At 70.3% G+C, this 26,659-nt stretch carries 18 protein-coding genes; 9 read left to right on the top strand and 9 right to left on the bottom strand.

Annotated elements, in window-relative coordinates:
- Nucleotides 1-43: 43 nt before the first annotated feature.
- Nucleotides 44-1,546: a zinc metalloprotease gene (locus tag D7X96_RS23165; protein ID WP_121770734.1), complete on the bottom strand. Its 1,503-nt coding sequence runs from the start codon at nucleotides 1,544-1,546 to the stop codon at nucleotides 44-46.
- 508 nt (nucleotides 1,547-2,054) lie between these two features.
- Between D7X96_RS23165 and fusA the strand changes: the two genes are divergently transcribed.
- Together fusA and D7X96_RS23155 are read left to right on the top strand one after the other, a co-directional pair.
- Entirely contained in the window at nucleotides 2,055-4,160 is a 2,106-nt protein-coding gene (gene fusA, locus D7X96_RS23160; protein WP_121770733.1) for an elongation factor G, read from the top strand.
- Nucleotides 4,161-4,287: 127 nt separating this feature from the next.
- Nucleotides 4,288-5,550 carry an RNA polymerase sigma factor gene (locus D7X96_RS23155; RefSeq protein WP_121770732.1) on the top strand — a complete coding sequence of 421 codons (1,263 nt, stop codon included), beginning with the start codon at nucleotides 4,288-4,290 and terminating at the stop codon, nucleotides 5,548-5,550.
- A 55-nt stretch (nucleotides 5,551-5,605) separates the two neighbouring features.
- Here D7X96_RS23155 and D7X96_RS23150 read toward each other — a convergent pair whose 3' ends face one another.
- The 3 genes from D7X96_RS23150 to D7X96_RS23140 form a co-directional block, all read right to left on the bottom strand.
- Nucleotides 5,606-7,804: a DUF4082 domain-containing protein gene (locus D7X96_RS23150; RefSeq protein ID WP_120546347.1), complete on the bottom strand. Its 2,199-nt coding sequence runs from the start codon at nucleotides 7,802-7,804 to the stop codon at nucleotides 5,606-5,608.
- A gap of 108 nt (nucleotides 7,805-7,912) precedes the next feature.
- Nucleotides 7,913-8,701 carry an alpha/beta hydrolase gene (locus D7X96_RS39630; RefSeq protein ID WP_147468375.1) on the bottom strand — a complete coding sequence of 263 codons (789 nt, stop codon included), beginning with the start codon at nucleotides 8,699-8,701 and terminating at the stop codon, nucleotides 7,913-7,915.
- On the bottom strand, nucleotides 8,623-8,856 hold the full coding sequence (locus D7X96_RS23140; protein WP_121770731.1) for a hypothetical protein: 234 nt from the start codon (nucleotides 8,854-8,856) through the stop codon (nucleotides 8,623-8,625). The genes D7X96_RS39630 and D7X96_RS23140 overlap by 79 nt, the downstream gene beginning before the upstream one ends.
- Nucleotides 8,857-9,215: 359 nt before the next feature.
- Between D7X96_RS23140 and D7X96_RS23135 the strand changes: the two genes are divergently transcribed.
- Nucleotides 9,216-10,355, top strand: a complete 1,140-nt coding sequence (locus tag D7X96_RS23135) for a glycosyltransferase (RefSeq protein ID WP_158626617.1) — start codon at nucleotides 9,216-9,218, stop codon at nucleotides 10,353-10,355.
- Nucleotides 10,356-10,377: 22 nt separating this feature from the next.
- Complete coding sequence (locus D7X96_RS23130; RefSeq protein WP_121770729.1) at nucleotides 10,378-11,514, top strand: glycosyltransferase family 4 protein; 1,137 nt, start codon at nucleotides 10,378-10,380, stop codon at nucleotides 11,512-11,514.
- Between the two features lie 184 nt (nucleotides 11,515-11,698).
- Here the strand turns inward: D7X96_RS23130 and D7X96_RS23125 are convergent, their stop codons facing one another.
- On the bottom strand, nucleotides 11,699-12,940 hold the full coding sequence (locus tag D7X96_RS23125; RefSeq protein WP_120546352.1) for a glycosyltransferase family 4 protein: 1,242 nt from the start codon (nucleotides 12,938-12,940) through the stop codon (nucleotides 11,699-11,701).
- A gap of 262 nt (nucleotides 12,941-13,202) precedes the next feature.
- Between D7X96_RS23125 and D7X96_RS23120 the strand changes: the two genes are divergently transcribed.
- The 5 genes from D7X96_RS23120 to D7X96_RS23095 all read left to right on the top strand — a co-directional run bounded on the left by D7X96_RS23120 (nucleotide 13,203) and on the right by D7X96_RS23095 (nucleotide 21,257).
- On the top strand, nucleotides 13,203-15,056 hold the full coding sequence (locus tag D7X96_RS23120) for an aminopeptidase P family protein (RefSeq protein WP_244219694.1): 1,854 nt from the start codon (nucleotides 13,203-13,205) through the stop codon (nucleotides 15,054-15,056).
- A gap of 43 nt (nucleotides 15,057-15,099) precedes the next feature.
- Nucleotides 15,100-15,429, top strand: a complete 330-nt coding sequence (locus D7X96_RS23115) for a hypothetical protein (protein ID WP_147442612.1) — start codon at nucleotides 15,100-15,102, stop codon at nucleotides 15,427-15,429.
- Between the two features lie 69 nt (nucleotides 15,430-15,498).
- Nucleotides 15,499-15,879, top strand: a complete 381-nt coding sequence (locus D7X96_RS23110; protein WP_147468374.1) for a hypothetical protein — start codon at nucleotides 15,499-15,501, stop codon at nucleotides 15,877-15,879.
- 213 nt (nucleotides 15,880-16,092) lie between these two features.
- A complete protein-coding gene (locus tag D7X96_RS23100; RefSeq protein WP_167510875.1) occupies nucleotides 16,093-19,437 on the top strand; it encodes a Dauer Up-regulated in 3,345 nt (1,114 codons plus the stop codon).
- A gap of 227 nt (nucleotides 19,438-19,664) precedes the next feature.
- A complete protein-coding gene (locus D7X96_RS23095; protein ID WP_121723288.1) occupies nucleotides 19,665-21,257 on the top strand; it encodes a peptidoglycan-binding protein in 1,593 nt (530 codons plus the stop codon).
- A gap of 31 nt (nucleotides 21,258-21,288) precedes the next feature.
- Here D7X96_RS23095 and D7X96_RS23090 read toward each other — a convergent pair whose 3' ends face one another.
- The 4 genes from D7X96_RS23090 to D7X96_RS23075 all read right to left on the bottom strand — a co-directional run.
- The gene (locus D7X96_RS23090; RefSeq protein WP_120546359.1) at nucleotides 21,289-21,873 is read right to left on the bottom strand and encodes a TetR/AcrR family transcriptional regulator; all 585 of its coding nucleotides are present in this window, start codon (nucleotides 21,871-21,873) and stop codon (nucleotides 21,289-21,291) included.
- Nucleotides 21,874-21,933: 60 nt separating this feature from the next.
- Complete coding sequence (locus tag D7X96_RS23085; protein WP_158626616.1) at nucleotides 21,934-23,127, bottom strand: toxin-antitoxin system YwqK family antitoxin; 1,194 nt, start codon at nucleotides 23,125-23,127, stop codon at nucleotides 21,934-21,936.
- 134 nt (nucleotides 23,128-23,261) lie between these two features.
- Nucleotides 23,262-24,491, bottom strand: coding sequence for a S8 family peptidase (locus D7X96_RS23080; RefSeq protein ID WP_121770724.1), 1,230 nt, complete (start codon nucleotides 24,489-24,491; stop codon nucleotides 23,262-23,264).
- 153 nt (nucleotides 24,492-24,644) lie between these two features.
- The coding region (locus D7X96_RS23075; RefSeq protein WP_147468373.1) for a M13 family metallopeptidase at nucleotides 24,645-26,659 on the bottom strand (2,015 nt) is incomplete at its 5' end.

Raw genomic sequence — 26,659 nt, 5'->3', positions numbered from 1 at the left:
GGAACCCGGCGGGGGACGGCGTGCCAGGGTGGAGGCCCCTGGACTACCGCTTGAGGAGCATCTGCTCGGTGAGGCAGGAGTCCGTCTTCTCCGGGACGACGAAGAAGGGCTGCTGGCGGCTCAGGCCCTGGGTGGTGCCGAGCCAGCCGTCGCCAATCTGCCCGGCGCCGTCGTACACCAGCGCCAGCCAGTCATTCTGCGACGCGGGGAAGAAGTCCACGCTGTCGGAGTCGCGGTTGAAGTTGTACGCGTAGGACGCGGTCTGGATGGCGCCGCTGCCGTTGATGTCCAGGTTCGCGCTCGCGGTGCCCGCGCGCTGCACGCCGTTGACGCGCACGCCGATGCGGGCCAGGTCCGCCTCCGTGGTGGGGGCGATGGGCGCGAAGGCGGACACCTCGTTGACGGACGTCTCGCTGACGGAGGCGACGCGCACGCGCGAGTAGTCCAGCACGCTGTCCACGCCGTCGATGCGCAGGCCGACCGTCTGGTACTCGTAGTTCATCACGCTCAGGTAGTTGGGCTTGTAGTTGGCGTCGTCGTTGCCGCCGTGGCGCAGGCCGATGTTGTGCCCCAGCTCGTGCATGAGCGTGCCGGCCTGCTGCAGCTCCGTGCCGCCCGGCGTGGACCAGCCGCCCAGCGTCACGATGAGGTCATGCGCGGGGATGCCGCGCGACAGGCCGCTGGAGCTCGTCGTGCCGTAGGTGTTCGCGAACAGCGCGTAGTGGAAGAAGGGCGCGCGGCGCGGCCTGAAGTACTTGGCCTTGATGGAATCCACGCCCACCCAGCCCGTGTCCAGGTTGGAGATGGCGTCCGCGGCGGCGATCTGCGAGTCCAGCACCAGGTGCAGCGCGATGCCCGTGGAGCCGTTGGGGTTGGACACCGGCGCGTTGGCGAAGGCCGCCGTCACCATGTCCAGCGCGCCCTGCGAGGGCTTGCGGTCCGCGTAGTAGTCCACCTCCACGAACACGTCCTTCTTGAGCGGGTTCGCGCCCCAGTAGCGCAGGTCCACGCCGCCGTAGCCGTACAGCTCCGCGTAGTCGCTGATGCGGTCGCCGTCCGTGTCGGAGTTGTTGGGGTTGGTGCCGTACTGGTTCTCCGCCGCGTCGCAGATGCCGTCGCCGTCCGTGTCCACCGCGTTGAGCGCGCACAGGTACACGGACTGCACCGCGGAGACCTGATAGTCGGTCCCGTTCTGCGTCATCGTCTCGTACTTCGGCCGGTGGTAGACGCTGACGGAGCGGTAGCCCGCGCGGGAGTAGACGAGCCGCAGCGCCTCCTCGCCGGACGCCGGCATGACGAGCTGCACGTGGTCGTCGCCGTTGTGGTTGCCGTACGCGTCGAAGACGTAGAGGCCGGACGAGTCCGTCGTCTGGTACGGGGTGCCGGTGCCACAGCCGCTGCCGGAGCAGGTGCCGGAGGCGACGAAGACCGTCACGCCTTCCACGGCGCTGCCGGTGGCGGAGTCGTAGATGAAGCCGTAGACACACCCATTCAAGCCGACGAGAGCCATGGAGGCCGTCAGCAGGCTCTTGTGAAACGTGGACATACATCCCCCTCGGAGGAATCAGGGGCTGGCTTCCGTCGCCAGCCGCCACATGTACGGCGGGGGTGGCGGATATTCTTTCGGGGTTTATTTCAGGGATTGGGAACGCGCGGGGCCGTCGGGTTGACAGGGGTCTTCGTCTGTCTTACTCCTGTCTCATCATGAGGCCCGTCTCCATCCATGCCCTGCCTGTCCTGAGCGCCTTCGCGCCGGCGGCGGACGTGCGCCTCGCCCCCCGTCACGAGGTTCTGCTCGATATTTGAGCAGGCGGACCGGGCCCTCCGGTGCGCGCCGTGGCTGGTTGCCCGCGTGCCGTGAGCTCCGTCTCCGCCCGTCCCATCCCGGGGAGTGTCTTCGTGTGTCCTCGCGCGTTCCCGCCACGGCCTGACGTGCCGTCGCGGTCCCGCCTGCGCGGCTGAAGACAGCCCCCGGTCCATTCCTCTCATCCAACCGGCGTCTCAATCCAATACACCCGCGGGCCTCGCTGCCCGGACGGGAACGGGAGTCTTCCATGCCTCGCACCACGCGCATCGAGCGGTACCGCAACATCGGCATCATGGCCCACATCGACGCGGGCAAGACGACGCTCACCGAGCGCGTCCTCTTCTTCACCGGCCGCATCCACTCCACGGGAGAGGTGCACGCGGGCTCCACGGAGATGGACTGGATGGAGCAGGAGAAGAAGCGCGGCATCACCATCACCTCCGCGGCGACGACGGCCTTCTGGCAGCCCCGGCACGGGCGGGAGGCCGGCGTGCCCCACCGCGTCAACATCCTGGACACGCCGGGCCACGTGGACTTCACCATCGAGGTGGAGCGCTCGCTGCGCGTGCTGGACGGCGCGGTGGCGGTGTTCGACGCCAGCCAGGGCGTGGAGCCGCAGTCGGAGACGGTGTGGCGTCAGGCGGACCGCTATGGCGTTCCCCGCATCGCGTTCATCAACAAGATGGACAAGGTGGGCGCGGACTTCGCCGCGAGCGTGCAGTCCATGGTGGACCGGCTGGGCGTGCGCCCGGTGGCGGTGCAGTACCCCGTGGGCGACGGCGCGGACTTCCGCGGCTTCGTGGACCTGGTGCGCATGCGCTTCGTGCGCTTCCAGGACGACGAGGGCCACTTCGACGACGACGCGCCGGTGCCGCCGGAGCTCATGGAGGCGGTGCTGCCGTACCGCATGCGCCTCGTCGAAGAATGCGCGGACGTGGACGCGGGCGTGATGGAGAAGTTCGTGGACGGGCGGGTGGAGCAAATCACGGCGGAGGACCTGGAGCGCGCGCTGCGCCTGGGCACCCTTTCGCGGACGCTGGTGCCGGTGCTGTGCGGGTCGGCCTTCAAGAAGAAGGGAGTGCAGATGCTTCTGGATGCGGTCGTCAGCTACCTGCCGTCCCCCGCGGACGTGGCCACCGTGGAGGGCTTCGCGCCCGTCACCGGCGAGCGCGTCAGCCGTCCCGTGTCGGACGCCGGTCCGCCAGCGGCGCTGGCGTTCAAGCTGATGAGCGACAAGGCCGTGGGCGGCATCGTGTTCCTGCGGGTGTACTCAGGGACGCTGCGCGCGGGCACCGTGCTGCTCAACCCCGTCACCGGACGCAAGGAGCGGGTGGGGCGCCTGATGTTCATGCACGCCAACCGCCGTGAGGAGGTGGCGGAGGTGCACGCGGGCGACCTGTGCGCGGCGCTGGGGCTCAAGGGCGTGCGCACGGGCGACACGCTGTGCGACCCGGAGGCGCCGGTGGTGCTGGAGGCTTTGAACGTCATGGAGCCCGTGGTGCAGCTCGCCGTGGAGGCGCGCTCCCCCGCGGAGCTTCCGAAGCTGGAGGAGGGCCTGCAACGGCTGGCGGCGGAGGATCCGTCGCTGCGCCTGGGAGTCGACGCGGAGAGCGGCCAGGTGCTGCTGTCCGGCATGGGTGAATTGCACCTGGAGGTGGTCGTGGACCGGTTGAGGACGGAGTTCGGCGTGGAGGCGCGCGTGGGACAGCCGAAGGTGGCGTACCGGGACACGCTCCAGGGCGCGGTGCGCCAGGAGTACCGCCACGTCCGCCAGTCCGGCGGGCCCGGCCAGTACGCGCGGGTGGTGCTGGACGTGGGACCGGCGCCGCGAGGGGCGGGGCTCGTCTTCGTGGACGCCACGAAGGGCGGCACCATCCCCCGCGAGCTGGTGCCCGCGATTGAGAAGGGCGTGGCCGGGGCCATGGCGCGGGGCGTGCGGGACGGCGTGCCGCTGGTGGACGTGGAGGTGCGGCTGGTGGATGGGGACACGCACGTGAAGGACTCCACGCCGCAGGCCTTCGCGGTGGCGGGCTCGCTGGCGCTCCAGGAGGCCGCGCGGCGGGTGGGCGTGCAGCAGCTGGAGCCGGTGATGGAGGTGGAGGTGGTGACGCCGGAGGAGTTCCTGGGCGACGTGCTGGGAGACCTGGCGTCGCGGCGGGGACGGGTGCTGGGGATGGAGGCGAAGGGGCCGGCGCGGTGCGTGTCCGCGCGGGTGCCCATGGCGCGCCTGTTCGGCTACGTGACGGCGCTGCGCGGCCGCACGCAGGGACGCGCCCAGGCCAGCATGCGCCTGGGGACGTACGAGCCGGTGCCTGAAGGGGCGCAGGCCTCCAGCGCCGAGGCGCGGGCGTAGGGTGACGTGACGGCCTCGGGCATCTCCATACGGGGAAGCCCGGGGCCGTGTTGCTTTTCGCGGCAAATCGCACCCCGTGTCGATTTCCGGGGCGCCCATTCGACGTGCATTTGATTGAGTTCGCGCCGTGACGGTTTCCAAGGCGCAGGCCGCGGTGCACGCGGTGTGGAGAATCGAGTCCGCCCGGCTCATCGCCGGGCTTGCGCGCATGGTGCGCGACGTGGGTCAGGCGGAGGAGCTGGCGCAGGACGCGCTGGTCGTGGCGTTGGAGAAATGGCCGGTGACGGGCGTGCCGGAGAACCCGGGCGCGTGGCTGATGGCCACCGCGAAGCGCCGCGCCATCGACGAGATGCGCCGTCACAAGCTGCTCGCGCGCAAGCACGAGGAGCTGGGGCACGGGCTGGAGGAGGCGGAGGTGCCAGACCTGGACGCGGCCCTGGACGACGACGTCGGCGACGACCTGCTGCGCCTCATCTTCACGTCGTGCCACCCGGTGCTGTCCCCGGAGGCACGGGTGGCGCTGACGCTGCGGCTGCTGGGCGGCCTGACGACGGACGAAATCGCCCGCGCGTTCCTGGTGCCGGAGCCCACGGTGGCCCAGCGCATCGTGCGCGCCAAGCGGACGCTGGCGGAGAAGGGCGTCCCCTTCGAGGTCCCCCGGGGCGAGGAGCTGGAGGCGCGGCTCGCGTCGGTGCTGGAGGTCGTCTACCTCATCTTCAACGAGGGCTACTCCGCCACCGCGGGCGATGACTGGATGCGCCCGGAGCTGTGCCAGGACGCGCTGCGGCTGGGGCGCATCCTCGCGGAGCTGGCGCCGGAGGAGCCGGAGGTGCACGGGCTGGTGGCGCTGATGGAGATTCAGGCGTCGCGGGCCCGGGCGCGGGTGGGGCCTTCCGGTGAGCCCGTGCTGCTGCTGGAGCAGAACCGCGCGCTGTGGGATCAGCTCCTCATCCGTCGCGGGCTCGCGGCGCTGGAGCGCTCGGAGAAGGCCGGGCCGGCGGGGCCCTACACGGTGCAGGCCGCCATCGCCGCCTGCCACGCGCGGGCGCGCACGCCGGAGGAGACGGACTGGCAGCGCATCGCGGCGCTCTACGCGGTGCTCGCGCGGCTGGTGCCGTCGCCGGTGGTGGAGCTCAACCGCGCCGTCGCCCTGTCCATGGCCTTCGGTCCCGCGGCGGGGCTGGAGTTGGTGGATCAGCTCGTAGGCGAGCCGTCGCTCAAGCACTACCACCTGCTGCCGAGCGTGCGCGGCGACCTGCTCCAGAAGCTGGGGCGCCTCAAGGAGGCCCGCGCGGAGTTCGAACGGGCGGCGTCGCTCACGCGCAACGCGAAGGAACAGGCGCTGCTGCGCGCGCGTGCCGCGGCCTGCGTGGGAGACAAGCCGTCGTAGTCAGGGGCGCGGCGGGCACCCGCGAAGCATGCCCGCCGTCCCATGCGTCACGCGCTTACGGCCGGGGCGACAGCGCCAGGTTGTCGAAGTTCGTGTCCCAGCCGTTGGACGTGATGACCGTGAGCAGGGCGCAGGGCTCCGTCCACGTGGGGACGAGGTGCGTCACCTCTCCCGCCGTCAGGGGGAAGGTGAGGATGGGCAGGTCGATGCACTTCAGCGTGACCGTGGCGCCGCTGTCCCACGTGAAGGCATCCAGGCCCAGGATGCGGCGCTGGCCGACGATGCCCAGGTTGGCCTGGGTGAGGCCGCCGCCGTTGAAGGAGATGCTCCTCGTGTCGAACCCACCCCAGGGGGACGCGATGTACCAGCGGTTGAGGCCGTACTGGACGGGGCCATGGGAGCCGTTGAGGGTCTCATCCTGGCCGGGGACGTCCTCGAACGTCACGAGGTTGGTGGACGGGCCCACGGGGATGGTCAGCGCGTGCGTGTTGTTGCCCGGCACGAAGTCCGACTCCGAGGAGGAGATGGTGGCCTGGCTGATGAACGTCCCCGCGCTCAAGGGGATGGCCTCCACGTGGATGGTGAAGCTCGCGCCCGGCGCCAGGGTGGGGGCTTCACACTGCAGGTCGCTGAAGAACCCGCAGTGGCTGCCGCTGATGCCCGGCGTGTTCGCGGAGTAGAAGAAGTAGCTCAGGCCCGTGGGGATGGGGACGTCGAGCACGACGTTGGTGGCGGCCGCCGGGCCGTTGTTCGTCACGGTGATGTCGTAGAAGAGGAAGTCACCGTTGGCGCCCGTGCCCGCGGGGAACGACTGCGTCACGGCCAGGTCCACCGTCGAGGGACCGGTGGGCGCCGAGGGGACGAACGTCACGTCCACCCAGAAGTTGGTGTTGAGCCACGCCTCCGTGGGGAACGCGCTGCCGTTGAGGTTGCGCACGCCGTTGCCGCTGGCCTGCAGGGTGGAGGGCGCGTGCAGCGGGGGCATGTCCACGCCCGCGGTGCTGAAGTAGTACGGGGTGATGGCGTAGCGCCCGCCGGTGGCGAAGTACGACACGACGTAGGTCGTGTTCGCGGTGAGGCTCACCGGCGTGGGGAAGGACAGCTCACGCCAGCCGAAGCCCGACTCGGCGGGCGTCGTCTCCGTGGTGGCCAGCAGGGTGCCGGTGGCGCTCCACAGGTGGCCCACGTGCGGGCCGTTGTCGGTGCTGCCCTTGTAGTAGCGGACCTTCGTCACCGTGCCGGCCACGTCGGTGCGGAACTTCACGCCGATCTCCGCCGGGGTGGTGTCGGCGTTCTCGTACTGCGGGTTGCCGGTCGCGCTGGTCCACAGGCTGCAGGGGTTGCAGGCCATGTTCGGGAGCGTGGTGCCGGTGACGACCGTGGAGGACGGGCTGAGGTTGCCGGCGGCGTCACGGCCGCGCACGGCGTAGTTGTACCCGGTGGAGGGATTCAGGCCGGTGTCGCGGTAGCTCAGGGTGTTGCCGGGCAGCTCCGCGATGAGCACGTTGTTGCGGTACACCAGGTGCCAGCGCGCGTTGCCCTGCACCTCACCCGAGCCGTCCACGGATGGGTACCAGGTCAGCTCGATGGCGCTGGACGAGCCGGGCGTCGCCACCAGGTTCGTGGGCGCTGTCGGGGGCGTGGTGTCGTTGGGCTGGAAGGCCACGTCCACCCAGTAGTTGCTCGCGTTGAAGGAGTTGGTGGGGAAGCCGCTGGTGCCGTAGCGGTAGAGGCCGTTGGAGCCCGCCTCGGCGTGCAGGGGCGGCACGTCCAGCGCGGACGCGAAGCCGTTGCTCGTCACGGCGTAGTGCCCCGCGGGCGCGTGGTACGAGACGACGTAGTTCGTGTCGGCGGAGATGGTGACCGGCGTGGCGAAGCGCACCTCCTGCCAGCCGGAGGCCGTCTCGTTCTGGAAGGTGGCGGTGGCGAGCAGCGAGCCGGACGCCGTCCACAGGCTGCCGGTGTGCGTGCCGGTGTTGCCCGCGCCCTTGTAGAAGCGCACGCCCATGATGCGGCCCGGAGCGTCACTGCGGAAGCGCACGCCCAGCTCCACCGCGCCGCTGTCATCCGCGGCCGTCACGGCCGGGAGCGCGGTGGTGCCCAGCAGGGACCGCTCACCGGCCAGCAGCGGCTGCTCGGCGGACGCGGTCTCCGGTGTCTGGGGGGCGGGCGGTTCAGCGGGGGCACAGCCTGTCTGGATGAAGGTGAGACCCAGCACGAACGTCGTCACCCAGCGTGATGCATGTCGAAACACGTCGAACTCCTTCGATGAGACAACCGGCGGTGGCTTTGCCTGTTATCAAACAGGAATTCAAGTGTTCCGAGGCGATTCTACATTTCTTGCGTGGTTGACGGAAAAAGGTCAGGGCGTTGGGGACAATTCCGCCAGGAATTGAAACAGCGCCTTTTGTTCATCCGGTTGTGACAACAACCACGTATGCCCCTGGCCAGGGACCTCGCGCGAGTCCAACCGCAGCCCGGCCGCGCGCCAGGCTTCGAGCGCCGTCCGCCACAATGGAGCGCTGCCGTCCGTCTCACCGATGAAGGACAGGAGCGGCACCCGGGAGTGCGCGGGGCCGTGGGGAGGATGGAGCTCGTCGCCGCGGGACAGGCGCGGGGCTCCGGCGACCAGCACCAGCGCGCGAAAGGCCTCGGGGCGCGCGGCCCACAGCTCCAGCGCCATCTGCGCGCCCGCGCTGAAGCCCAGCAGCACGGGCTGTTCCGCGTCCACGCCGGGAACGCGAGCCACCTCCGGCAGCGTGCCGAGCATCACCCGGTTCGCGTCCGCGCCGCTCCAGCCCGCCACGGCCCCTCGGGGGAACGTCAGCAGCGCGTACCCCCGCGCGTTGAAGGCCTCCGCCAGGGGCTCCACCAGCGCCAGGCCGTCCGTGCCCGTCGGATGAAGCCAGATGATCAGCCGGTGCGGATGTTCCGGCGTGGCCGCTCCGGAGACGAAGAGGCGGTAGGGCAGGCCGTTCGCGGGAGCCCCCGTCCGCGTCGGCGCGACCGCCGCCGGCAGGGTGGCGCACGCGGTGGCCAGGGCCAGCGCGAAGAGCCCTGAAGCCAGACACCTCAGCGCAGCAGGGCGTTGAGGCTGCTCGTCAGGATGAGGAACAGGAGCGGCCCGAACATGAAGAGCAGGATCAGCCACGCGATGACCTTTCGCTTCCGGCCCCGGTGAACCTGGGCGCCTGGGTCCTTGAGCTCGGCGCAGTCCTCACAGAGGCCGGCGCCGGCGCCCTCACAGGTGTCGCACAGGAAGTTGCCGCAGCGCCCGCGGATCCGCGTGGCGCGCTGGCCGTGCACCGCGCGGAAGGCCTTCTCGGTGCTGCTCGCCCTGGACGATGCACGGGATGCCGTTCGCTTCGAGCAGCCCCCGTGCGATCGCGGCCTCGGCCTCATCGCCGCAGGTGGTGAGCAGCTGGAAGCCGGGATCAGGGATTCCCAAGCGGGGCTCCAGTGGGGGCCCCCAGGGGCCTGTAGGCGTTGGATGCACACGAGTCTCCCGCAGGACGGAAGCCCCGGGCAAACGGGCGGGTTCTCCCCGGGGAGGCACCGTGTCTTCACGCGCCGCGAAGGAAGTTCCACTGCTGGACATCCGGCGGGCGGGAGGCCGTCGGCGGGGGGTTGTGGGCCTGGGGTGCGTGCCTAGGTTGGCCGCGTCCATGACGAACGAAATGCACCCGAAGGCGCGGCCTACGCGCGTGGCTCACGTGATGTATGGCCTGGAGATGGGCGGGCTCGAACAGCTGGTGGTCCGGCTGTCGCAGCATGGCCGCGAGCGGGGCATTGAATCCGTGGTGCTGGCCCTGGGGCCGGACGGCCCGGTGCGCGAGCTGCTCCAGCGCGCCAACGTCCCCACGGTCTGGCTGGGAGGCCTCGCCGGCATGACGCCCGCGGCCATCCGCCGGCTGGCGCAGGAGGTGGACGCCTTTGGCGCGGACGTGGTCCACGGCCACGACGTGGGGCCCTGGCTCAACGCCGTCGCCACCCGGACGCTGCGTCCTCGCACGCCCGTGATGGGCACCTTCCATCAGACGGTGGAGCCGCAGGGCAAGCTGCGCCCCGCCGCCATGGCCGCCGCCATGTTCACCAACTCCCTGGTCGCGTGCGGCAGCGAGGTGCGCGCCAGCCTGGAGCGCTGGAGCCCGAAGCTGCTCTCCAACGTGGTCACCATCGAGAACGGCGTGCCGCTGGAGGTGGCCACGGGCGCGGAGGCGCGCCATGCCGCTCGCGAGCGCCTGGGCCTTCCGCAGGACGTGAAGGTGGTGGGCTACCTGGGGCGCCTCTCCGAGGAGAAGGGCCCGGACCTGCTGGTGGACGCCTTCCTGCGCCACTTCGCGGAGGAGAAGGACACGCACCTGGTGATGATTGGCCCCGGTCCGATGGAGGCCGCGCTCAGGGCTCGTGCCGCCGCGTCTCCGCTGGCTGGACGGATGCACTTCACGGGCGCGCTGCTGGAGGCGAGCAAGCTGCTGCCCGCGTTCGACGTCTACGTGCAGCCGTCCCGCCGCGAGGGCCGCTCGCTGTCGCTGCTGGAGGCGATGGCGGTGGGGCTGCCCACGGTGTCACACGCGATTCCCGCCATCCGCGAGGTGCACAGCGATGGCCAGACGGCGCTCCTGGTGAAGTCGGAGGACGTGGATGCGCTCGGCGGCGCGGTGAAGCGGCTGATCCACGACCCGGAGCTGCGCTCCCGCTTGGGCGAGGCCGCGAAGCGCGAGGCGCAGCGCTACTCGCTGTCCACGATGGTGGACACGTACGCGAAGCTCTACCGGGGGGCCGCGGCTCGCGCCCAGGCGTGAGCGGGCACGAAGAGGACCACGCGTGGCGCACTCCACCATCCTCCATGTGCGCAGTACCTGCGGCCTGTATGGCGCGGAGCGGGCGCTGCTGTCGCTGGCCGCGTCCACGCCGTCGCCCTGGCGGGCGCAGGTGTGCAGCCTCATTTCACCCGGACGGGTGGACGTGCTGTCGGGCGCGGTCCGGGAGCAGGGGCTGGACGCGCTGACGCTGGAGGTGCCCGGCCGCTTCAGCGCGATGGCCGTGGCGACGCTCGCCTCGGAGATCCGCCGGCGCGGCGTGGGGCTGCTGCACGCGCATGACTACAAGTCGCTCACGCTGGGCGCCGCCGCGAGCGCGCTCGCTGGGGTGCCGCTGGTGGCCACCTACCATGGGGACACCGGCGCCACGCCCGCGTTGATCGCGTACGAGGGATTGGCGCGCGTGCTGGGCAACTGCACGCACGCGGTGGCGGCGGTGTCGCGTGAATTGACCGCGCGCCTGCGCCGGTATGTCCACCGCTCGCCGGTGGTCTACATCCCCAACGCGCTGCCGCTCGCGGACATGTGCACGGACGAGGAACGCCTCCAGGCCCGTGAGGCCCTGGGGCTCGCGCCGGAGGGGTCCGTCATCGCGATGGTCGGACGCCTGTCGGTGGAGAAGGGGCCGCAGGTGCTGCTGGATGCGATGCAGCGGCTGGCCCGGACGCCCGGCGCGACGGTGCCCACGCTGCTGCTGGTGGGTGATGGCCCGCTGCGCGAGCCGCTGGAAGCGCAGGCCCAGGGGCTGCCGGTGCGCTTCCTGGGGTTCCGCTCGGAGGTGCGCAGCGTTTACGCGGCGGCGGACGCGGTGGTGATGCCGTCCCTGCGGGAGGGCATGCCGCTGGTCGCGCTGGAGGCGATGGCTCTGGGCCGTCCGCTGGTGGCGTCTGGAGTCGGTGAGCTGCCCCATGTGCTGGGCACGGGGCGCGGGCTCGTGGTGCCACCGGGGGACGCGGGCACGCTGGCCTCGGCGCTCGCGGGACTGCTCACGGCGCCCGGCTGGCGCACGCGGATGGCGCAGGCCGCGCGCGAATACGTCGTGACCCACCATGCGCCAGAGCGGATGGCCAGGCGCTACATCGAATCCCTGTACCTGCCGGCCCTGATGGACTCGCGCGAAGCGCAGGTCGCGGCCGGGTAGGGCGTGGCCGCTGAAGGACCCTGTCCTCAAGCGCCGTCCGCGACTCCCGGTACGACGCAGGTCCCCCACAGAGGCTCCGGCCCCGGTCGTCCAAAACCTGTCCGACAGCCGGACAGGTTCGTGCGGTGCGGCTTCGGCGGGCGAGCCCTGGCGCGGTGTGGGTCCACCGCGCCAGGCCGGCTCCTCAGTTCGCTTCCGTCCCGGACGGCGTCTTCCCGCCATTCACCGCCACCGCGTTCAGGTACAGCTCACCCAGCCCCGCGCCGATTCCGTCCCACGCGAAGGCCTCCGCCATGCGGCGGGCGTTCTGCGCGAGCTTGCTGCACAGGTCCGGATCCTTGCGCAGCCGGCGCAGCGCGGCGGCGAACTCCTGGGGGGACTCCGCCAGGAGGACGTGCTGCCCCTCCACCACCGGCAAGCCCTCCACCGCCAGGCGCGTGGCCACCACGGGCACGCCCGCCGCCGCGGCCTCCAGCACCTTGAGGCGCGTGCCGCTGCCCGCTCGCAGCGGAATGGCCGTGGCCAGCGCTCGCGCCAGGTACGGCGCCACAGACGGCACCGAGCCCGTCACCACCAGCCGCTCGTTCTCCAGCGCGCGCACGGACGCGGGCGGACTGCGGCCCACCACCATCAGCTTGCTCGTCGACAGGTCCGACGACACCAGCGGCCATACCTCGCGCGCCAGCAGCAGCACCGCGTCTTCATTGGGCCACCAGTCCATGGAGCCCACGAACACGAGGTCGTCACCCGTGCCCTCGCGCGGCGCGAAGTCCGGCAGCTTCACGCCGTTGGGCACCACGTGCACCCGCTTCGCCCCCATGGCGCGCAGCTGCTCCGCGTCCACCGACGAGCACGCCAGCACCGTGTCCGCCTGACGCACGCACTCGCGCTCCAGCCGCTCCACCCGCTTGAACTGCCAGTTCAGGAACGGCCGCATCGGCGCCGGGCTCAGCGGCGCCATGCGCGCCAAGAGCTGGCTCTCCACGTTGTGCTCGTCGATGACCATGTGCGCGGTCGGATTCAGCTGCCGCGCCAGCGGCAACAGCTGCGCCATGTGCAGGTGGTCGAAGTGGATGATGTCGAAGGGGCCTCGCTCCGTCAGCACCCGGCGCAGGGCGTCCTTCAGGCCCTGGCGCGCGAAGCGGACGTAGGTGAGCGGCGTGCCCTTGAGGAAGGCCCGGCCGCTGTTGAGCGTCTCCCGGGGCGCCACGCGCGGCAGGTCCACCAGGTGCAGCCGCGAAGCCGGCACGCCGTGCTCCCCCAGCCAGCGCTTGAAGCCCTCGGCGTCGTTGCCCGCCCGGTGCACCGCGAACACGTCCAGCTCGAAGCGCGAGGCAAGGGCACGCACCAACTCGAGCGTGCGCAGGGTGCCGCCCGTATCCGAAGGCAGCGGAACGTAGGGAAGGATGGCGAGAACACGTCGCACGGTGGGAAACCAGGCCTGCTCTGGAGACGGGTAAAGCCGGCCGCGTGCTCCTCACCGCGGCCACCGGCTTGGTAAGCACCGCCGCGCCCGAGGCCCAGGCCCTCGCGTCGCTTTTCCACCAATGGACAACACATCCCCCATCCCCGCCCCAACGGGATGCTGCGCCGCGTCTTCCGAAGAGCACCCGCATTCCCAGGAGTCTTGACCCCGCGCGTGGACATCCAGCGCGGGAGGGCCTTGGAAATGGGGCGCGGTTTCCGGCATGAGGACGCTCGACGCAACGACGGAGGAAGCCATGGGCCAGGGGCAGACGCAGGGGGCCGCGGCGCGCGAGCGCATCGCGCGGCTGCGGCAGGTGATGCGGGCGCGCGGGGTGGCGGCGGTGTGGGTCCCGACGAGCGACCCGCACCTGTCCACGTACCTGCCGGCCCGCTGGAAGGGGCGCGAGTGGGCGTCTGGCTTCACCGGCTCGCTGGCCACGCTGGTGGTGACGGAGGACGACGCGGGCCTCTGGGTGGACAGCCGCTACTGGGACCAGGCGGACGCGCAGCTGATGGGCAGCGGCATCGCGACGGTGCGCACGACGAACGCGCCCGGGCAGTCGCCCCTGGACTGGCTGGCCGCGAACGTGCCGCAAGGGCAGACGGTGGCGGTGGACGGCGCGGTGCTGGGGCTGGGCCAGGCCCGTCAGGCGGCCTCGCAGCTGTCCGCGGCGGGGGTGGTGCTGCGCACGGACCTGGACGTGCTGGCGGAGGCGTGGACGGACCGGCCGCCCCTGCCCGCCGCGCCCGTCTTCGCGCACGCGCTGTCGCCCGTGTCCCGCACGGACAAGCTGCGGGCCGTGCGCGCGGAGATGCGCGTGCTGGGCGCGACGCATCACTTCATCTCCACGCTGGATGACGTCGCGTGGCTCACGAACCTGCGCGGCGCGGACGTGGAGCACCTGCCGCTGTTCCTCGCGCACCTGCTGGTGGAGCCCGGCGGGGCGCGGCTGTTCATTGGCGAGGGCAAGGTGCCGGACGCGCTGCGCGCGGCGCTGGAGGCGGACGGCATCACCCTGCACCCGTACGACGAGGCGGCCCGCGCGCTGGGGGCGCTGCAGGAGGGAACGCGGCTGCTGGTGGATCCGCGCCGCATCACCCACGGCCTGCGGCAGGCGGTGCCCCGGGGCGTCACGGTGGTGGAGGGGCTCAACCCGTCCACCGTGGCCAAGTCGCGCAAGACGGACGCGGAGCTCGCGCACTTCCGCGACGCGATGGAGCAGGACGGCGCGGCGCTGTGCGCGTTCTTCGCCTGGTTCGAGTCCGCCCTGGGCCGCGAGCCCATCACCGAGCTGACCGTGGACGAGCGGCTCTCCGCGGAGCGGGCGAAGCGTCCGGGCTTCGTGTCGCTCAGCTTCTCCACCATCGCCGCGTACAACGCGAACGCCGCCATGCCGCACTACCGGGCGACGCGGGACTCGCACGCGACGGTGTGCCTGCCGGGCCAGACGCCGCAGGGCCTGCTGCTCATCGACTCCGGCGGCCAGTACACGTCCGGCACCACGGACATCACCCGGGTGGTACCCGTGGGCGAGCCCACGCCCGAGCAACGGCGCGACTTCACGCTGGTGCTGCGCGGGATGATCAACCTGTCCCGCGCCCGCTTCCCCCGGGGGACCCGCTCCCCGAACCTGGACGCGCTGGCGCGCGCGCCGCTGTGGGCGGAGGGCCTGGACTACGGCCACGGCACCGGCCACGGCGTGGGCTTCTTCCTCAACGTCCACGAGGGGCCGCACGGCTTCTCCCCGACGATGCTCAACGACCTCACCACGGCGATGGAGCCGGGGATGATCACCTCCAACGAGCCCGGGCTCTACCGGCCGGGCCGCTGGGGCATCCGCATCGAGAACCTCATCGCCGCGGTGCCGGACCGGAAGACGGAGTTCGGCGACTTCCTGCGCTTCGAGACGCTGAGCCTCTGTCCCATCGACACGCGGCTGGTGGACGTGGCCCTGCTCTCCCGGGACGAGGTGGACTGGCTCAATGCCTATCACGCCACCGTGCGTGAAAGACTCCAGCCCCACGTCCAGGGCCCCGCGCGCGACTGGCTCCTCCAGCGCACCCAGCCGCTCTGAAACGCACTGCTCACGACCCGACGGACAATTGAAAGGACTTCGCATGCGACTGACCCGAATGCTGCTCCCCCTGTTGATGGCGCTCCCCCTCCTGGCCTGTGGCGACAGCACGGGAGGCGTGGGGGAGATCTGCGGCGACGAAGGCTGTGGCTCCGGCCTCTCCTGCCGCAGGGACTTCCCCGGCACCTTCTGCGCGCAGGACTGCACCGAGGAGGGCGCGGGCGGCGGCTGTCCGGAGGACACGCTGTGCACGCGCCAGCTCGATTCACTGATGTGCTCGCCCGTCTGCGATTCGTCGTCCGACTGCCGGGAGAGCTACGCCTGCAACGGCGTCAGCAACACCAACCTCAAGGCCTGCCAGGTCAAGCTGTAGCCCATCCGCACAGACAGTGTCTGTCGCCAGGGAGTGGCCATGGGCCGCGACATGGGATGGATTCCCCCCATGTCCAAGTCCCGGCCGCCGAGCAGTTGGGTGCTGAGCGCCTTCATCCTGTGGATCCCCGGCAGCGTGCACGTCTTCCCGCTGCTGGGCGTCTACATGCTGATGTTCAACAAGGCGTACCCGTACGCGATGCTCGCGGGCTTCGCCGTCACGGGCGCGGTGCTGGGGCTCATCCAGAGCTTCATGCGCGGCCCCCGGGCGCTGCTGTTCACCCCGGCCAGCTTCCTCGCGGGGTGGGCCCCGCTGCCCCTGCTCATGGCCGTGGACTGCCCCTTCATCGTCGCGGGGGCGCTGACCCTGCTCACCTCCGCCGGGTGCATGTGCCTGGGCCAGTGGGCGCTCAGCTCGGAGGCTGAGAATCCATCGTCCCCGGGGGCATGACGCAGGGGGACTCCGGTGGAACTTCCATAGCGGCCGGTATGCCCGCCCGCGTCATGCGGGGACCGCGCAATCCATGTAACCCGCAGAGCGACACCTTCGTATCGGGTCCATCGCCTCGGGATTCACGGTTTGCGGAGAGTCAGGCAACATTCGCCGCGAAATGTAGAGAATCCCGAGGCATTCTCGATTCTCGAAAAGGTAGGAGTTCTGCCCATGTCCACCCCCATTGATGGTTCCGCCGCCGCCGCTGCCGCCGCCGCCCGGGCCGCCGCTGAAGCCGCCGCGCGCGCCGCCGCCGAGGCCGCTGCTCGAGCCGCCGCGAAGGCCGCCGCCGAAGCCGCCGCGAAGGCCGCCGCCGAGGCCGCCGCGAAGCAGCAGCAGCAACAGCAGACGAAGCAGCCCACGGTGAAGCTGTTCCAGGATGATCAGTTCACCGCGGGCAGCTCCTCGCAGAACCGCAACGGGGTGAACCGGCTGACGGGCGAGTCCACGAACCCGTTCGCCACGCCGCTGTCCACCGGCAATGGCTCCGCGCGCCCGGTGAACGCGCAGGTGACGGGCAACGCCAATGGCACGGCCCCGGCGGCGGATCCGAAGCCGCCCCACGCGGAGGCGCTGCCGGACAAGCCGGAGGAGCTGCCCAAGCTCTTCCCGGAGCTGAAGGACGCGAAGAAGGAGGACCTGAAGAAGGCCTACGACTCGCTCAACAAGCTGGGCACCGGCTCCTTCTCCGAGAAGGCCACCGCCCTGGGCGAGCTGGCCTCGCAGTTCCCGGAGACCGTCCCCAACGCGCTGGAGCGCCTGGGCGTCAAGGACGAGAAGCTGGCGAAGCTGGCCACCAACTCCGACGCGCTCACCTCGCTGGGCAAGCTGACGGACCCCAAGGCGAGCAAGGTGGACAAGGCGCAGGCCGCGCTCACCCTGGCCAAGGCCACCGGCGACACCTTCGCGCCCGAGGACCTGAAGGGCGTGCTGGACACCGCGCTCAAGGGCCTGCCCGCCGCGGAGAAGCTGGTGGGCGCCATTGGCAAGTGGACGGACCCCAACGCCTCCGCCACGGACAAGGCCACCGCCACGCTGGAGCTGGGCAAGGCGCTCAAGGACTTCGCCGGGGACAAGTTCCCCGCGCTGGCCAATGACCTGCGCAAGCTGGACGGGTCGCTGCGCGCCGCGGGCGCCGCCATCACCCTGGTGGACCCCAACGCCTCCACGCAGGACAAGGCGCTGGCCGCCGCGCAGCTCTTGGCGGAGGCCCCCGACCTCAAGAAGGACCTCAAGGCCTTCGCGGACGTGCTCAAGAACGGCGGCGTGAAGAACGCCACGGAGGTGGCCCAGCAGGGCTCGCAGCTGGCCAACGTGAAGGTGAAGGGGCTGGATCCGCAGCTCGCGTCCAAGCTGTCGCCGGATCAGCTCAAGAAGCTGGACGCCGCCGCCACCAAGCTGGGCGGCCCGGAGTCGCTGGAGGGCGCGCTCAAGGGCATCACCGACCCCAAGGCCCTGGACAACCTGGTGGGCCAGCTGGGCAAGGCGGACGCCGCGGCCGGCAAGCGGCTGGTGAGCGCGCTGGGCGGCATGGAGCACAAGGTCCTCAACGAGGTCCTGTCGGATCCGAAGACCACGGAGCAGTTCGCGAAGCTCGCGGGCAAGCTGGACGATGACGCGGCCAAGGTCGTCTCCAAGCTGGTGACGGAGATGGACTCCGGCGCGCTCAAGGCGATGCTCAAGCTCACGGACGGCCTGGGCGCGGACGCGCTCAACACCACCGTGAAGGGCCTGGGGCCGCTGCTGGACAAGGCGGGCAGCAAGCTGGTGGGCCAGGGCCTCAAGGTGATGGACAAGGTGCTGGGCAAGATCGGCGTGGAGATCACCGCCGACGTCGCCGGCAAGGTGTTCAAGAACCTGGCGAAGGTCGTCCCGGTGGCGGGCGCGCTGCCCAACGCCATCGACGCGGCGAAGTACGAGAAGGAGTCCCTGGAGCTGCACGGCAAGAACAACGACCTGGGCTACTTCGCGCACACCGCCGCGGCGCTGAACGTCGCGGACGCGGGCCTGGGCATCGCGCTGGACCTCACCGGCGTGGGCGTGGCCGCGGACGTGGGCGCCAGCGTGCTGCTGGGCGCCGCCGAGCTGGCGATGGACATCGGCTTCAGCCAGGAGAAGGCCAAGTTCGAGGCCGACCCGGACGGCTACGAGGCCCCGGGCTGGATGAAGGCCGTGAACCTGGCGGGCGCCGCCGCGCAGGGCCCCGCGGGCCTGGCGCACATGGCCGCGTACTACGGGCCGGAAGGCACCGCACAGCTGATCCAGTGGGGCGTGGAGAAGGCCGCCAAGGGCGCGGTGAAGGCCGCCGAGTTCGTGGGCGTGTCCCAGGCGGAGCTGGCCGGCGAGGGCCTCAAGGGCGCCGCGAAGGTCATCCACAAGCTGGCGGACGTGGTGCGCAACCCGTCCAAGTACGGCGAGGCCGCGGTGAAGGCGGCGACGGAGGCCTTCAACACCGCCATCGAGAAGGGCGGCGAGCTGGCCAAGGAGGCCAAGCAGGTCCTCGACAACGTCATCGACGGCGCGAAGCAGCTGGGTGAGAAGGGCCTGGAGACGCTCAAGTACATCGCGCAGAACCCGGGCGAGGCCGCGAAGAAGGCGCTCGAAGGCATCAAGAGCGTCGTGGACAAGGGCCTGGACCTGGCCACGGACGCCGGCAAGGCGCTCTACAAGCAGGCCGTCTCCACGCTCAATGACCTGAAGGCCGGCTACGACAAGCTCACCGGCGCCGCGAAGGAGAAGGCCAAGGAGCTCATCGACGGGGCGACGACGCTCGTCTCCAACACGGTGAACAAGGCCAAGGAGCTGGGCGAGAAGGGCCTGGAGCTCTTGGCCTGGACGGCCCAGAACCCGGGCGAGGCCGCGGCCAAGGCGAAGGAGGCCATTGGCGACGCCCTGGCCAAGGGCGGCGAGCTGGCCAAGAAGGCCTGGGAGTCCGTGAAGGACCTGGGCGCCAAGGGCGCCGAGCTGGCGGAGGGCCTGGTGAAGGGCCTGGCCAACGCCGGCGAGAAGGCCGTGGAGACGCTCAAGTACATCGCGGAGAACCCCGGCGAGGCCCTCACCAAGGCCGGCGAGTGGGTGGGCGGCGCGCTGTCCGACATGGCCCGCAAGGGCGGCGAGCTGGCCACCAAGGCGGCGAGCGCCATCAAGGACTTCGTCGACAACCGCGTGACGTGGGCCAAGGACTTCGCCCGTGACCTGCTCAAGGACGGCGTGGAGTCCTTCAAGAACGTCGCCAAGGCCTGGAAGGACAACCTGACGGAGGGCGGCAAGGAGCTGCTCATCGCCGTGGCGGACCTGGGCGACGCGGGCGTGGACGCGCTCAAGGACCTGGCCGGCGCGGGCGGTCAGCTGGCGGAGGCAGCCGTGGGCCACCTGGGCGATCTGGCGGACAAGGGCATCGATGCCGCCAAGGACGCGCTCGGTGCCCTGAAGGACCTGCCCGGCGAGGTGGGCGACCTGGCCGGAGACATCTACGGCGGCCTGAAGGACTTCGTCGGGGGCCTCATCCCCGGTTAGTCCCTCACGTCACAGGCCTGTAGCGCCGCACGGGGTCTGTTCCTTCACGGGGACAGGCCCCGTTTTCGTTGCCCGTTCGTGACAAAGGCCATAGGCCAGACAAGTTTGAGCGGAAAATTGCGAACACATTAAACTTGGAGATCTTTATTTCCGGATCTCACGCAACTCGCAGGGAGGGGTCTGGATAATCGGGGCAGGAATCACAGCCGCCAACGAGGAATCCCCGAATGAGCCTCTCCGCGACCACGTCCCAGCGCACGAACTCTGTCTTCTCGAATCGTTCCCAGGCGCTGACGACGAGCGCGGTTCGCACCAGCGCGAACCCCAACGCCATCCTGTCGCAGTACCAGCCCACGGGCGCCTCCGCCCGCACGGCGCGGCAGGACGGGCTGCAGCCTGGCGTGGCGGCGTCCACGAAGATGGCGCAGGCGGATCTCGCCCGGCTGCAGAAGTTCAAGGGCAACATCGAGGCGGCGGCGGCGAAGCACGGCCTGCCCCCGGCGCTGCTGGCGGCCATCGCGAGCCGCGAGTCGCGCGCGGGCGGGGCGCTGGATCGCACGGGCCACGGTGACGGCGGCAACGGCTTTGGCGTGATGCAGGTGGACCACCGCTTCCACACGACGAAGGGCGGCCCCACCAGCGCCGAGCACATCGACCAGGCGGCGGGCATCCTCAAGGGCTACGTCAACGACATGAAGAAGGCGCACCCGGACTGGTCCGAGGCGCAGCAGCTTCGTGGCGCGGTGGCCGCGTACAACTCCGGGCCGGGCAACGTGCGCACCATCCAGGGCATGGACGTGGGCACCACGGGCAATGACTACTCCAACGACGTCTGGGCGCGCGCGCAGGCGCTGGCGCCGCACTTCGGCGGTGCCTCGACCCCCGGCGCCACCAATACGAACACCAACACCCCCACGCGCCCGTCGCAGACCGCCGACACCTTCGAGCCCGCGACCCCCCAGCAGCGGCCGGGGGCGAAGACGTGGACCGCCGCGCCCTCGATGGACCAGGTGAAGGTGCGTGGCAACAACCTGCGCGAGGGCATGCAGGGCCCGGCGGTGAAGCAGCTCCAGGAGATGCTGGGCGTCCCGGCGGACGGCAAGTTCGGTCCCGTGACGAAGAAGGCCGTGGAGGACTTCCAGCGCGCGAACGGCGTGCGTGCGGGCGCCAACGCGGGCCAGGTGGGCCCCGACACGCTCAAGGCGCTGCAGGGCAACCGCCCCAGCACCACGAACAACACCGGCGGCACGAACAACACCCAGGGCACGAACAACACCCAGGGCACGAACAACAACGGCGCGGTGCTGGGCAACGGCGTCCGCATCGACACGAACAACGCCACGCTGAAGAAGCTGGCCACGTCGCGCCTGAACAACGGCCAGACGGGCTACTGCGTGCGCACCACGCTGGACAACATGAGCCGGCTGGGCATCCCGAACACGCCGGCGGCGACGGGCAACGACCCGAACAACCCCCGCGGCGGCATGGCGCAGATGCTGCGCAACGGCTGGGAGTCCATCCCGTTCCCGGGTGCCCAGCAGAAGGCCATCAAGAGCCCGTACGGCAACGCCACCGCGAACGTGGTGACGGCGGACCAGTACCGGAAGCTCGTCGCGGACGGGAAGGTGCCGGACGGCGCCATCATCTTCCAGACGCGCCACGGCTGGGACTACAGCGGCGGGTCCAAGGGCAACGACATGGGCATCGTGCGCAACGGCGGCAAGACGACCCACAACTACCAGGACATGAACTCCATCATCTATTCGGACTGCAAGGAGGTCGTCATCCTGGTCCCGAAGGGCGCCATCCAGCGCGACTGATGATGTCCTGAGGCGGGGAGGGGGCCGGGCTTCAGGCCCCTTCCTTCGTCAGCAGCTCCGCGCCCAGCTTCCTGGCCGCGTCCAGGAACTCGTCGCCCAGCTTCGTGCCGCGCACGGCGCGCGCCAGTGACAGCGCGCCGTACATGAGCGCGATGGCGGCCAGCGCCTTGTCCCGGCGCCGTGCCCCGGCGGGCAGGAGCTCCGCGTACGTCCGCACGAACTGCTGCAGCTCCGCCTCCAGCGCGCCCCGGTAGGGCTCACCCGTCCGCGACACCTCCGCGGTGATGCTGGGCAGCGGGCAGGTGGGCGTGGCGGCGTCGCGGTGCTTGCGCGACAGGTAGCGCTCCAGCACCTTCAGCGCGGGCGCGTCCGGAGCGTCCTCCTTCGCCTTGCGCAACAGCGCGTTCCACGCCGTGCGGGCGGTGCCCCGGAGGGTCTCCGTGAACAGGTGCTCCTTCGATTCGAAGTGCCCGTAGAAGCCGCCCACGGTGAGCCCGGCGCCCTTCATCACGTCCATGATGGAGCTGGCCTGGATGCCCCGCTCCAGGAGCAACGCGGCGGCGGACGCGAGGATGGCGTCGTGCGACTTCTGCTTCTGCTCCGTCTTCTGGGTCATGATGGATGATGGCAGTAATATTGCCGCCATCCTCCGTCAAGGTGGCGCTCCCTCGGGCGCCTACTGCTTCTTCTTGCGCGAGCCGTCCTCGTAGAAGGCCTCGTCCTCCACGAGGCCGCCGTCGGGGTTCCAGCGCTTGCGCTCGGTGACGTGGCCCTTTGACCACTGCGAGTCCTCGATGAGGGTGCCGTTCTCCGCCCAGATCTGGCGGCGGCCTTCCGCCTTGCCCTTCACGTAGTGCTCGCGGCTCGCCGGTCCGCCGTCCGGGAGGAAGGTCTCCGTGACGCCGTCGGGGTCGAAGCCGTTGTGGAAGTCACCCCGGATGAGGTTCTTGCGCTCGCGCAGCGAGCCGTCGTCCTCGAAGGAGGACTCCACCGCGCGGTCTCCCGTCACGACGAGCTCATGCTTGCGCTCGCCATTCTGGAAGAACTCCACGAGCTTCACCTGCTGGCGCTTCTGCCAGGTGATGACCTGCTTCTTGCCGCCGTCCTTGAAGAACTCCGTCTCGTCGCCCTCCCGCTCGCCCTTGACCCAGGTGATTGAGGTGAGGGCCTTGCCGTCGGCGTAGCGCGTGGTCACGCCGTGCAGCAGGCCTTCCGAGAACGCGTTGGTCGCGGTGCGCTGCCCGTCCTTGTCGAAGAGCTCCGTCACGCCGTCGCGCTTGCCGTTCTTCAGCGGGATGACGGCGCGCTTCTGGCCATTCGGATGGAAGAACACGAGCGGGGAGGGCCCCTTCCAGACGCAGTCCTTCAGGCCCGCCTCCCAGGACGTGCGCAGGCCACAGCCCGCCTTGGTGAGCCGCCCGGCCTCGTCGTAGTCCGCGTAGGTGCTCCGCGCGTCCTCCGGCTGCCGGTCCACGCGCCGGGACACCTTGCCGTTGGGGTAGTAGCGCAGCATCTCGCCCTGCTCGTTGTCGTCCACGTAGTGGGACGTCTCCACGAGCCGGCCTTCTTCGTAGCGCTTGAAGCCGCCTTGCCGCTTGCCGGCCTTGTACTCCTGTTCAATCGCGCGGCCGTCGGACCAGCGGCGCACCTCCCAGCCGTCCTGCTGGCCGTTCTTGAACGCGACGGTGCGCGTCTCCTTCTTCGTGTCCTCGTCCACGCAGCGCACGGTGCCGGTGAGGTTCGCGGTCGAGTTGCCGTTGTCCAGGTTGATGGGCTTGCCCTGGAACGAGCAGTGCTCCACGGCCCACGCGGGCGCGGAGAAGAGGGGCACGGACAGCACGAACAGCTGCATCATGAAGGGCGCGCGCATGGGTGGCTCACGAAAGGGATGACGCGTGCACCGTAGCCGTGCGGACCCGGGTCCTGGAACGGCTTCCGGGCCCGCACCCGCCATGGACATGGCGAGGGGGCCCGGAGGGAGACCGCGAGGCTGTGACGCGGTTTTCAGCGCGAGGCGACGGGCTGCGTCTCCGGCTTCGGCTGCACGGTGGCCTTGGCCGCGTCGATGGCGGCCTGGATGTCCAGCTTGCCGCCGGTGATGACCTTGCCCTTGAGGTCCGGGTCCTGCTCCACCGTCTTGAGGATGAGGTCGCGCACCTGCACGGCCGTCAGGTCCGGGTTCTCCGCGAACATGCGCGCGGCGGTGGCGGCCACGGTGGGGGTGGCCATGGAGGTACCGCTCATCTCCTCCCAGTCGTTGCCGGGCACGGTGCTGAGCACGTCCTCGCCGACCGCGGCCAGGTCCACCACCTTGTCGCCGTGCGACGAGAAGCGGGCCAGCTTGTCGTTGTCGCGGTCCATGGACGCCACGGTGAGGACGTTGGGCAGGTCCACGTTGGCGGGCATGTCCGGCACGTTGTTCATGTTGCTGCCGTTGCCGTTGGCCGTGGCCGCGAGCAGCAGGATGTCCGCGTCCGCCAGCTTCTGGATGGCGGCCTCCCAGCGCTTCTGGGACGCGGCGTCGCGGTAGGAGTCACCGAAGCTCGCGTTCGCGGCGCGGATGTTCACGCCGTGCTCGGTCTTCATCTTCACCAGGTAGTCCACCGAGCGCTCGAAGTTCGTCAGCAGGTCCGCGCCGTCGTACAGGCCGCCCACGCTGAGAATCTTCGCCTTGCCCGCGGCGATGCCGGTGTTGCCCTCGCCGTTGTCCTCCGCGGCGATGATGCCCGCCACGTGCGTGCCGTGGTCCGTGCCGTCGCCCTTGAACGGGTCGCCCTTGCCGGTGCCCACGTTGAAGCCGTGGATGTCGTCCGCGATGCCGTTGCCGTCGTTGTCGATGCCGTCCCCGTCCACCTCACCGGGGTTCGTCCACATCGCGTCGTCCAGGTCGGAGTGCTTGTAGTCCACGCCGCCGTCGATGACCGCGATGACCGGCTCGCCCGTGAGCTTCGGCCTGGGCTGGGACGGATCCACCTGCTTCGCGTCCACGACCTTGTTCGCGCCCGGCTTCACCGCGACGTTGGAGGACCCGAAGGCAAACGCCGACGCCGGCACGCTGGCGCCCGGGGTCGCGGGGCGGCCCGTGGGGCGGTCCACGAAGTTGGAGGGGCGCGCGCCCTGGGAGTCGAAGCCGTCACGCACCGTCAGGGGCTTCGCCTTCGGCGCCTGGGCGCGCGAGGTGGCCGTGTTGGCGGTGGGGGCGATGGAGGCGGGCGACTTGCGGTTGATTTCCATGGTGTTCCTCTCGGGGGATGAGGAGCGCGGCCTACTGACTCCTACATTGTCGCATCGCGCTCTTTTAAGTTTCGTCCCCAATGGTTTTTCAGGAGGAACCCCTCGGTGCACCGGACGCACGGCCTTCGTGCGCCCGGCGCGGGTGCTGCGGTGCTACCAGACCTTCACGCGCTGCTCCGGCGTCAGGTAGAGGCCCTGGCCGGCCTTCACGTTGAACGCCGGGTACCAGGCGTCCAGGTTGCGCACGGTGGCCGCGCGGAACATGCCGGGCGAGTGGCCATCCGTCACCAGCAGCCGGCGCAGCATGGGTTCGCGGAACTTGGTGCGCCACACCTGCGCGTAGCCCATGAAGAAGCGCTGCTCGCCCGTGAAGCCGTCCAGCGTGGGCGCCGGCTTGTCCCCCAGGGACATCACGTACGCGTCATGCGCAATGGAGACGCCGGCCACGTCGGCGATGTTCTCGCCCAGCGTCAGCTCGCCGTTCACGTTCATGTCCGGCAGCGGCTTGTAGGCGTTGAACTGCGCGGCCAGCGCCTTGCCCGCGGCCTTGAACTGCTCCAGGTCCTTGGGCGTCCACCAGTTGGCCAGCTTGCCCTTCGCGTCGAACTGCGCGCCCACGTCGTCGAAGCTGTGGACGATTTCATGGCCGATGACGGAGCCGATGCCGCCGTAGTTCACGGCCGGGTCCGCGTTCGGGTCGAAGAACGGGGGCTGGAGGATGGCCGCCGGGAAGATGATGGAGTTCTGCTGCGGCGAGTTGAGCGCGTTGACCTCCTGGGAGGTCATGAACCACTCCTTGCGGTCCACGGGCTTGCCCAGCTTGGCCAGGTTGCGCTTCGTCTCGAAGAGCTCCGCGCGCTCCGCGTTGCCGAAGGCGTCTCCCTTGACGATCTCCAGGGCGGAGTAGTCACGCCAGGTGTCCGGGTGGCCAATGCCCACCTGCACCGTGCCCAGCTTCTCCTTGGCGCGGGCCTTGGTCTCCGGCGACATCCACTCGAGCGCGTCGATGTGACGGCCCAGCGCGGCCAGGATGTTCTTCACCATCTGGTCCGCCTCCGCCTTGGCGGCGGGCGGGAAGTGCTTCTCCACGTAGCGCTTGCCCACGGCCTCGCCCATGGCGAAGTTGGTGAAGTTCACGCCGCGCTTCCAGCGGTCGCTCAGCTGCTGCGTGCCGGAGAGCGTCTTTCCGCTGAAGTCGAAGCCCGCGTCCACGAACGCCTTCGACAGGTACGGGGTGCCGTGCATGATGGCGTGGAAGGCCAGGTAGTCCTTCCACGTCTGGAGCGGCTCGCTGCCCACGAGCTTCGCGATGCCGGTGATGGCGGACGGCTGCCAGACGATGAAGTCCTTCTGGGACGCGAGGCCGGCGCTCGCGAAGTACGCGGCCCAGTCCATGCCGGGCGCCTTCTTCGCGAAGTCCGTCTGCTTCCAGGGGTTGTTCACCTTCTCCACGTCCTGCGTGTCCTGCGCCGACCAGTGGATCTGGGCGATCTTCATCTCCAGGCCAAAGATGGCGCGGGCCTTGGCCTCCGCGTCCGGGATGCCGGCGTTCTTCAGCTGGGCGGCGATGTGCTGCTGGTACTTCTCACGCACCTCTTTGAAGCGCGGCGTGTCCTTCAGGTAGAAGTCGCGGTCCGGCAGGCCCAGGCCGCCCTGCAGGAGGTACGCGGCGTAGCGGCTGGGGTCGTTCAGGTCCTCCGCCACCCAGAGGCCCAGGAGGCGATCCGTGGTGGCCTTGCCGGTGTTGAGCGGATCCACGTCGCTGCGCAGGGTGGTGCCCAGCAGCGCGGCCAGGGCCTTGCGGTTGGCGACGGCGTTGATGCGATCCAGCTCCGGCTTGAGCGGCGTGGCGCCCTTGGCCTCGATGGCGGCCTCGTCCATGAAGCTGGAGTAGAAGTCCCCCAGCTTGCGGTCCTCGCTGCCGGCGGGGGCGTCCGACTTCGCGGCGGCCTCCAGGAGGTCGCGCGTCTGCTTCGTGGCGTCCTCGTTCAGCCGCGTGAACATGCCGAAGGCGGAGCGGTCCGGAGGAATCTCCGTGGAGTCCGCCCACTTGCCGTTGACGTAGCGGTAGAAGTCGTCGCCCGGGGCGACGGAGGTGTCCATGCCCGGCGTGTCCACGCCGAAGCTCCCGAAGAACGGCTTGGGCGCGGCGGGGGCGGCGGGGGCAG

The organism is Corallococcus interemptor, from assembly GCF_003668875.1.
In the GTDB taxonomy this organism is placed as follows: Bacteria; Myxococcota; Myxococcia; order Myxococcales; family Myxococcaceae; genus Corallococcus; species Corallococcus interemptor.
The sequence above is the reverse complement of the archived record's forward strand: the minus strand, read 5'-3'. Positions and strand labels throughout refer to the sequence as shown.